The 7,821-nt window shown below is 67.3% G+C and carries 5 protein-coding genes and 1 pseudogene; 5 read left to right on the forward strand and 1 reads right to left on the reverse strand.

Annotation, left to right across the window (positions count from 1 at the left end):
* The 5 genes and pseudogenes from AC1VAN_RS05775 to AC1VAN_RS05795 form a co-directional block, all read left to right on the forward strand.
* On the forward strand, nt 1–1,097 hold a 1,097-nt coding region (locus AC1VAN_RS05775; RefSeq protein ID WP_480985432.1), incomplete at its 5' end, for a glycoside hydrolase family 43 protein.
* Nucleotides 1,094–3,766, forward strand: coding sequence for a glycoside hydrolase family 3 protein (locus AC1VAN_RS05780; RefSeq protein WP_480985433.1), 2,673 nt, complete (start codon nt 1,094–1,096; stop codon nt 3,764–3,766). The genes AC1VAN_RS05775 and AC1VAN_RS05780, both read left to right, overlap by 4 nt.
* 10 nt (nt 3,767–3,776) lie before the next feature.
* Nucleotides 3,777–5,249, forward strand: a pseudogene (locus AC1VAN_RS05785) (MFS transporter); the annotation flags it as partial.
* Complete coding sequence (locus AC1VAN_RS05790) at nt 5,223–6,239, forward strand: glycoside hydrolase family 43 protein (protein ID WP_442251932.1); 1,017 nt, start codon at nt 5,223–5,225, stop codon at nt 6,237–6,239. The pseudogene AC1VAN_RS05785 and the gene AC1VAN_RS05790, both read left to right, overlap by 27 nt.
* Nucleotides 6,229–7,101 (forward strand): aldose epimerase family protein, encoded by an 873-nt coding sequence (locus AC1VAN_RS05795; protein WP_480985434.1) that lies wholly within the window; start codon nt 6,229–6,231, stop codon nt 7,099–7,101. The genes AC1VAN_RS05790 and AC1VAN_RS05795 overlap by 11 nt, the downstream gene beginning before the upstream one ends.
* A gap of 295 nt (nt 7,102–7,396) precedes the next feature.
* Here the strand turns inward: AC1VAN_RS05795 and AC1VAN_RS05800 are convergent, their stop codons facing one another.
* Entirely contained in the window at nt 7,397–7,594 is a 198-nt protein-coding gene (locus AC1VAN_RS05800; protein ID WP_425507103.1) for a hypothetical protein, read from the reverse strand.
* Nucleotides 7,595–7,821: the final 227 nt, after the last annotated feature.

Genomic DNA, 7,821 nt, shown 5'->3' on the forward strand with positions numbered 1-7,821 from the left:
TCTGGATGCAGCAGATTGATCTGSCGACCTTCGCCCCGGTAGGTCCCCGCAAGGTGTTGATCGACGGCGGGGTGGAGCCGGCCAGGAACCCTATCTGGATCGAGGGGCCGCACATCTACCAACGCGATGGCTGGTACTACCTCTCCGACGCGGAAGGCGGCACCGGGCCGCAACATTCGCAGGTGGTGTTGCGCAGCCGTAATGTATGGGGGCCCTACGTGCCGTATGCGGGCAATCCGATTCTCACCCAGCGTGACCTGCCCGCCGACAGGCCGTTGCCGATCACCAATGCCGGGCATGCGGATCTGGTGGAGGGGCCGGACGGCTCATGGTGGGCGGTGTTCCTTGCCAGCCGCAACTACGACACGCGCCACTACAACACCGGGCGCGAGACCTATCTGCTGCCGGTGCAATGGCGTGACGGCTGGCCGGTGATCCTGCCGGCCAACCAGGCCATTCCGTATGTGGCCAGAGCGCCCTCCTGGATGCAGGGCGAAGCGTCGCAGGCGCCGTCCACCGGCAATTTCACCGAACGTGACGAATTCGATGCGCCGGCACTCGGCAGCGGCTGGCTGCGCGTGCGCATCCCCAGGCAGCCGTGGGCGGACCTGCGCGAGCGACCGGGGGCCTTGGCCGTGCATCCGCTGGCGGAGAACCTGGACACGCTGCGCAACCCCGCGTTCCTCGGCCGGCGCCAGCAGCACCTGCGCTTCGAATCCAGCACGGCCATGACCCGGCCGGCGGCGGGCGTGGCCGCAGGCCTGGCAGCTTTCCAGAGCGAGACCCACTGGTATTTCCTTGGCGTGCGCAGCCTCGGCGGTGACCGCGTGGCGGTCTTCCTGGAAGCGCGCGACGGCAGCGGTGTCACCCGCACCCTGGCAACGCGCCAGGCAACGGCAGCGACGTCGCTGCGCCTGAAGATCGCTGGTGACGAAGGCCGCTATGCGTTCGCCTTCGACAGCGGCGACGGGCGTGGCTGGCAGACACTGGCCGATGCCGTGGACGGAACGGTGTTGAGTACGGATCGTGCAGGCGGCTTCGTCGGCGCCCTGCTGGGACCATTCGCGCGCGACGAGCGTGCATTGAGGAGCAAATGATGACGCGCACTCCCATCTTCCGCCCGCTGGCCCTGTGCGCTGCCATCGCGCTGGCGGGCACGGGTTACGCAGCCGAGCCCGCGCCCTGGCTCGACACCTCGGCCAGCTTCGAAAACCGCGCCGCTGCCCTGGTCGCACGGATGACCCTGGAGGAGAAGGCAGCGCAGATGCAGAACGCCGCGCCCGCGATCGAGCGCCTGGGCGTTCCCGCCTACGACTGGTGGAACGAAGGCCTGCATGGCGTGGCGCGGGCAGGGCAGGCCACCGTGTTTCCGCAGGCCATCGGCCTGGCGGCCACCTTCGATGTGCCGCTGATGGGGCAGGTGGCCAGCACCATCAGCGACGAAGCCCGTGCCAAGCACCACCAGTTCCTCCGTGAGGGCTCGCATGGCCGCTACCAGGGGCTGACCTACTGGTCGCCGAACATCAACATCTTCCGCGACCCGCGATGGGGCCGTGGCCAGGAAACCTACGGCGAGGACCCGTACCTCACCGCCCGCATGGGCGTGGCCTTCGTGCACGGTCTGCAGGGCGATGACCCGGTGTACCGCAAGCTCGACGCCACCGCCAAACACCTGGCCGTGCACAGTGGCCCCGAGGCCGATCGCCACCACTTCGATGCGCGCCCGAGCAAGCGCGACCTGTACGACACCTACCTGCCCGCGTTCGAGGCGCTGGTGAAAGAGGGGCAGGTGGACGCGGTGATGGGCGCCTACAACCGGGTGTACGGCGAGTCCGCCAGCGCCAGCCGGTTCCTGCTGCGCGACGTGCTGCGCCGCGACTGGGGCTTCAAGGGCTACGTGGTGTCCGACTGCTGGGCCATCGTCGACATCTGGAAACATCACCGGATCGTTCCCAGCCGCGAGGCGGCCGCCGCGTTGGCGGTCCGCAACGGCACCGAACTGGAGTGCGGCCAGGAGTACGCCACGCTGCCGGCGGCAGTACGGCAGGGCCTGATCAGCGAGGCGGAGATCGACGATGCGGTGACCCGCCTGTTTGCCGCGCGGATGCGGCTGGGCATGTTCGACCCACCCGAGCGCGTGCGCTGGGCGCAGATTCCCGCGTCGGTCAACCAGGCTCCGGCGCATGATGCGCTGGCCCTGAAGGCCGCCCAGGAATCGCTGGTGCTGCTGAAGAACGATGGCGTGCTGCCGCTGTCCCGCAACCTGAAGCGCATCGCCGTGATCGGCCCCACGGCCGATGACACCATGGCATTGCTCGGCAACTACTTCGGCACCCCGGCCGCGCCGGTCACCCTCCTGCAGGGCATCCGCGATGCCGCCAAGGGAAGCGAGGTGAGCTACGCACGCGGCGTGGACCTGGTTGAAGGGCGCGACGATCCCAGCGCTACACCCTTGATCGAAGCGACCTACCTGCGCCCGTCGGCTGACTCCCCGGAGCGCGGGCTGCGCGGCGAGTACTTCCGTACCGCCGATCTTTCCGGCACTCCGGCCCTGGTCCGCACCGATGCCCAGATCGGATTCCGCTGGGATCGGGGTTCCCCGACCGACAACCTGCTGGCCCGTGGTGAAGCCGCACCGGGGCAGGGCATCCCCAGCGATGGTTTCAGCATCCGCTGGACTGGCCAGTTGCTGCCGCCCGTCTCGGGGCGCTACCGGATCGAGGCGGCCGCCGACGATGGTTTCCGCCTCTACGTGGACGGCAAGCGGGTGCTCGACCACTGGGCCAACAGTGATCGCCTGCACGGCGATGGCGTGGACCTGGACCTGCAGGCCGGCCGCGCCTATGACCTGAGGCTTGAGTACTTCGACGCCGAGCGCGATGCCGGCGTCCGCCTGGGGTGGCGCATGCCCGGAGCCAAGCCGCCGTTCGAAGCGGCACTGGAGGCCGCGCGCAACGCCGATGTGGTGGTGTTCGTGGGCGGCCTCACCGGCGACGTCGAAGGCGAAGAGATGAAGGTCAACTACCCGGGCTTCGCCGGCGGTGACCGTACCGACCTGCGCCTGCCCGCGCCCCAGCGCTCGCTGCTGGAAGCGCTGCATGGCACCGGCAAACCGGTGGTGATGGTCCTCACCGGCGGCTCTGCCATGGCGGTGGACTGGGCGCAGCAGAATCTGTCCGCCATCCTGATGAGCTGGTATCCCGGGCAACGCGGCGGCACTGCCGKCGGCCAGGCGCTGTTCGGCGACGTCAATCCGGGCGGGCGCCTGCCGGTGACCTTCTACAAGGCGGACGAGGCGATGCCGGCCTTTGACGACTACACGATGGAAGGACGCACCTACCGCTACTTCCGCGGTACCCCGCTGTATCCGTTCGGGCACGGGCTGTCGTACACCCGCTTCGACTACGGCAGGCTGCAGCTWGATTCRMCGCGCATCRCCMACGACGGGACACTCAAGTTGCAGGTCGAGATCGCCAACACGGGCAAGCGCGCCGGCGACGAAGTGGTCCAGCTGTATGTGCGACGGCTGCAGGCCGGGCCAGGCGACGCACGCCAGACATTGCGCGGCTTCCAGCGTGTGCACCTGGCCGCAGGCGAGCGGCGCACCGTGGTGTTCGACCTGGAAGCGCAGCAGGCCCTGCGCCACTATGACGACGCGCGCGGCGGCTATGCCGTGCCGGCGGGCGCGTACGAGGCATGGGTGGGCAGCTCCAGCGCCGACATCCGCGCGAGGGCCGGGTTCACCGTGGAGACCAACCGTGACTGATGCGCGCCGCATGGAAAGCACCGGGCACACGCTGTCCATCCGGGAGAAGCTCGGCTACAGCCTGGGCGACCTGGCCGCCAACCTGATCTTCCAGACGCTGATCACCTACCTCGCGTTCTTCTACACCGATGTGTATCGGCTGCCGCCCGCCACAGCCGCCACGATCATCTTCGTGATCGGCGTGCTCGGTGCCTTCGTGTTCACCCCGTTGATCGGCATCGCCGCCGATCGCACGGTCAGCCGCTGGGGCAAGTTCCGGCCGTGGATCCTGTGGACGGCGATTCCCTTCGGGGTGCTGTCACTGCTGGCCTTCAGCACCCCCGACCTGGCGCCGCGCGCCAAGGTCGTCTACGCCCTGGCCACCTACGGCCTGTTGATGCTCGTGTATGCGGCCAACAATCTGCCGTACTCGGCACTCAGTGGCGTGCTCACCGGCAGCATGGCCCAGCGCAACAGCCTGTCGGCCTACCGCTTCGTGGCGGTGATGATCGCGCAGTTCATCATCCAGGTCCTGCTGCTGCCGCTGGTGCTGATCCTCGGCGACGGCGACCGGGTGCTGGGCTTCGAGCGGGTCATGACGGTATTTGCGGTGGTGGGAACGGTGTTCTTCCTGATCACCTTCGCCACCACGCGCGAGCGCATCGGACCGGCGAAGGAACAGACTGCCGGGGTGCTGCAGGACCTGTCCGACCTGCTGCGCAACCGCCCATGGAAGGTGATGCTGGCGCTGACCATCCTGGTCTTCATCAACCTGTCGCTGAAGGGCGGTACCTACGTCTACTACTTCCAGTACTACATGAGCGAGGCCGCCCTGGCGGGATTTCTCGACAGCTCCGGCTTCAACCGCTTCATCGGCGCCGTCAACGCGGCACTCAACGGTCTGGGCCTGGCCGGGTTCGCCTGGCCGAAGGATCCGGCAACATCGGCATTCAGCCTGTTCAACGCCTGCGGCATCGTCTGCATGATCCTGGGCATCGGTGTATCGCGCCGCCTGGCCGACCGTTTCGGCAAGCGTGATGTCTTTGGCGGTGCTTTGCTGGTGTCCACCGTGTTCCTGCTGGCGTTCTATTTCTTCCCGCCCACGGCGGTCGCCGTGGCCTTCGCTGCCTTCATGCTGCACGGGTTCTGCTACGGCATCACCATCCCGGTGCTGTGGGCGATGATCGCCGACGTCGCCGACTACTCCGAATGGAAGAACCATCGCCGTGCCACCGCCATCGTCTTCTCGGCGATGCTGTGTGGCCTGAAGATCGGGCTCAGCATCGGTGGCGCGCTGGTCGCCGGCATCCTCGCCCATCACGGCTACCAGGCAGGCGCACCGCAACAGCCCGAAGCCGTGGTGGATGGTATCCGCCTGACGGTGAGCGTGTACTGCTCCCTGCCGTTCCTGGCTGCAGTCGCGCTGCTTTTCTTCTACGAGATCAACAAGCGCATGGAGACCCGCATCGAGCAGGACCTGCAGTCGCGGCGCCAGGGCAGCGATCTGCAGCAACTGGCAGCGCACGCCATCTCCCAGCCCCTGGTAAGCCACATCTACACGGCCGACCCTTCGGCCCATGTGTTCGAGGGGCGGCTGTACATCTATCCATCGCACGACATCGACAGCGGCGCCCCCTTCGACGATGAGGGCGGGCACTTCGGCATGCAGGACTACCACGTGCTGCGGATGGAAACACCGGAGGGCGAGGCCACCGACTGCGGCGTGGCGCTGCATGTGCGCGACGTCCCCTGGGCCAGCCAGCAGATGTGGGCACCGGATGCCGCCTCCCGCGATGGCCGCTATTACCTGTACTTCCCGGCCAAGGACGCCCACGGCATGTTCCGCATCGGCGTTGCGGCGGCGGATCGGCCGGAGGGCCCGTTCACTCCAGAGCCCGATCCCATCGAGGGCGCGTACTCGATCGACCCGGCCGTGTTCGAGGACGACGACGGCACGCACTACCTCTGTTTCGGTGGCATCTGGGGTGGCCAGCTGCAGAAGTATCGCGACAACCGCTACGACCCGGCGCATGAAGAACCTGCAGGCGAGGCGTCGGCACTGGGCCCGCGTATCGGGCGACTGGACGCCGGCATGACCCGGCTTGCCGAACCCACCCGGGAGATCGTCATCCTGGACGAGCACGGGCAGCCGCTGCGCGCCGACGACCATGCCCGTCGCTTCTTCGAAGGACCGTGGCTGCACAAGTACCAGGGCCGGTATTACCTGTCGTACTCCACTGGTGATACGCACCTGCTGTGCTATGCCACCAGCGACAGCCCGTACGGGCCGTTCACCTATCGCGGCGTGATTCTCACCCCCGTGGTGGGCTGGACCACCCATCACTCCATCTGTGCGTTCCAGGGGCGGTGGTACCTGTTCTATCACGACGCGTTGTTGTCCGGCGGGGTCACCCACCTGCGTTCGGTCAAGTGCACACCGCTGCACATGGAAGCAGATGGCAGCATCCGGACGATCCATCCCTATGGCACCTGAGCCGACTTCGCCCACGGATGATGCGCAGGCGGCACTGCCTGCCGGCCCACTGCACTGGTTGCGGGCAGGCAGGCTGGAGGTCGCGCTTGCACCGGAAGYCGGTGGGCGCATCGCCCAACTACGCTGTGACGGTGTGGACTGGCTCGTCAGCGAACATGAAGTAGGGCAGGCGGGCATTGCGTGGGGGTGCTATCCCATGCTGCCCTGGGCCGGGCGCATCCGGCACGGACGCTTCGTCTTCGAAGGCAGGCCCTATCAGCTGCCGGTGAACTTCGGAATGCACGCCATCCATGGCGTCGGCTTCTCACGGCCGTGGCGCATCGACCGCCTTGAACCGGACGGCGCCTCGCTGTCGCTGGACCTGCCTGAGGACGCCTATTGGCCCTTCGGAGGCAGGGCATCGCAGCATCTCCTCGTGCAACCCGACCGCCTGACGCTGCGCCTCGCAGTGCAGGCCGGTGCCATGGCAATGCCAGCCGTGCTTGGCTGGCATCCCTGGTTCCGCAAGCCGGATCGACTGCTGTTCGCACCCAGCGCGATGTACCCGCGCGACGGGGAGGGCATCGCCACCTTGCCCTGCGTGCAGCCAACGCAGGGGCCGTGGGATGACTGCTTCATCAACCAGGCCGAAGTGACGCTGCTTGCCGCCGGCCAGCGGCTGCGGCTGAGCGCCGACACCGATCACTGGGTGGTCTACGACGGGGCAGTGCACGCCACCTGCGTGGAGCCGCAGACCGGCCCACCCGACGGATTCACGCTGGCGCCGACCCGGTTGCAGCCGGGACGACAGCTGGAACTGAACTTCGAACTGCGTTGGGAGATCGACAGCGATGGCGATCTGGCTGGCGTCGACGCCAGCTGATCACCTGTCCGCAGCAGAAGCCAGGAACTCCCCGCGGCTGTTCCACCGCATCGAATGCCTGCCGGCCCTTCTGTTCTTCGCATCCGCCGGGCATGGCCCGGCGCTACCCATCTCCGCGTCCGCCGGGAATGACCCGGCGTTGCCCGTGCGTCGCGTCCGGTAGTGCCGGCCGCTGGCCGGCAACACGCGATCCGGCGCGCGCTTACAGCGCGCTCTGCGGGCGCACCTTAAGCAAGGAGGCCCGCCATGCCGCGTGGCACGCACGTTGGCTTCAATTGGCGTCAACCCGCCGTGCCTACCCGGTCGGATCGGGATCAGGCCGCTCGTAGTCGTCGGGCGTAGCTTTGGGGTCATCACCATCGTCGGGCATGTCGTGCTCCTTCCATGTCGCTTTGTCATTCCTGAGCCTGTCCGGGGTATGGCTCTTCGACGCATCGTCCACGTCGGCGCCAGGGTTGAAAGGCAGGTCATCCCGCAGCTTCTTCTCGTTCACTGGAGTGTGCTCCTCGGGCGTGTTGACCAGCCTCTGCCACGGGGCGTTAACGCTGCAACACAGGCGGATGAAGGGCTGCCGCACGGCCCATCAACCCATGTGCGCAGCCTCGGCATGCGGCTGCGATGGCAGCACTCCCTTGCCTCATTGACCTGTCGTTGACGTACAGATGTCAGACTCGCGCACAAAGGGGTGTCCGGGTGAATTGCAGGGGAGTGATCATCAGG

It is taken from the genome of Stenotrophomonas sp. 05L44_2, from assembly GCF_056665995.1.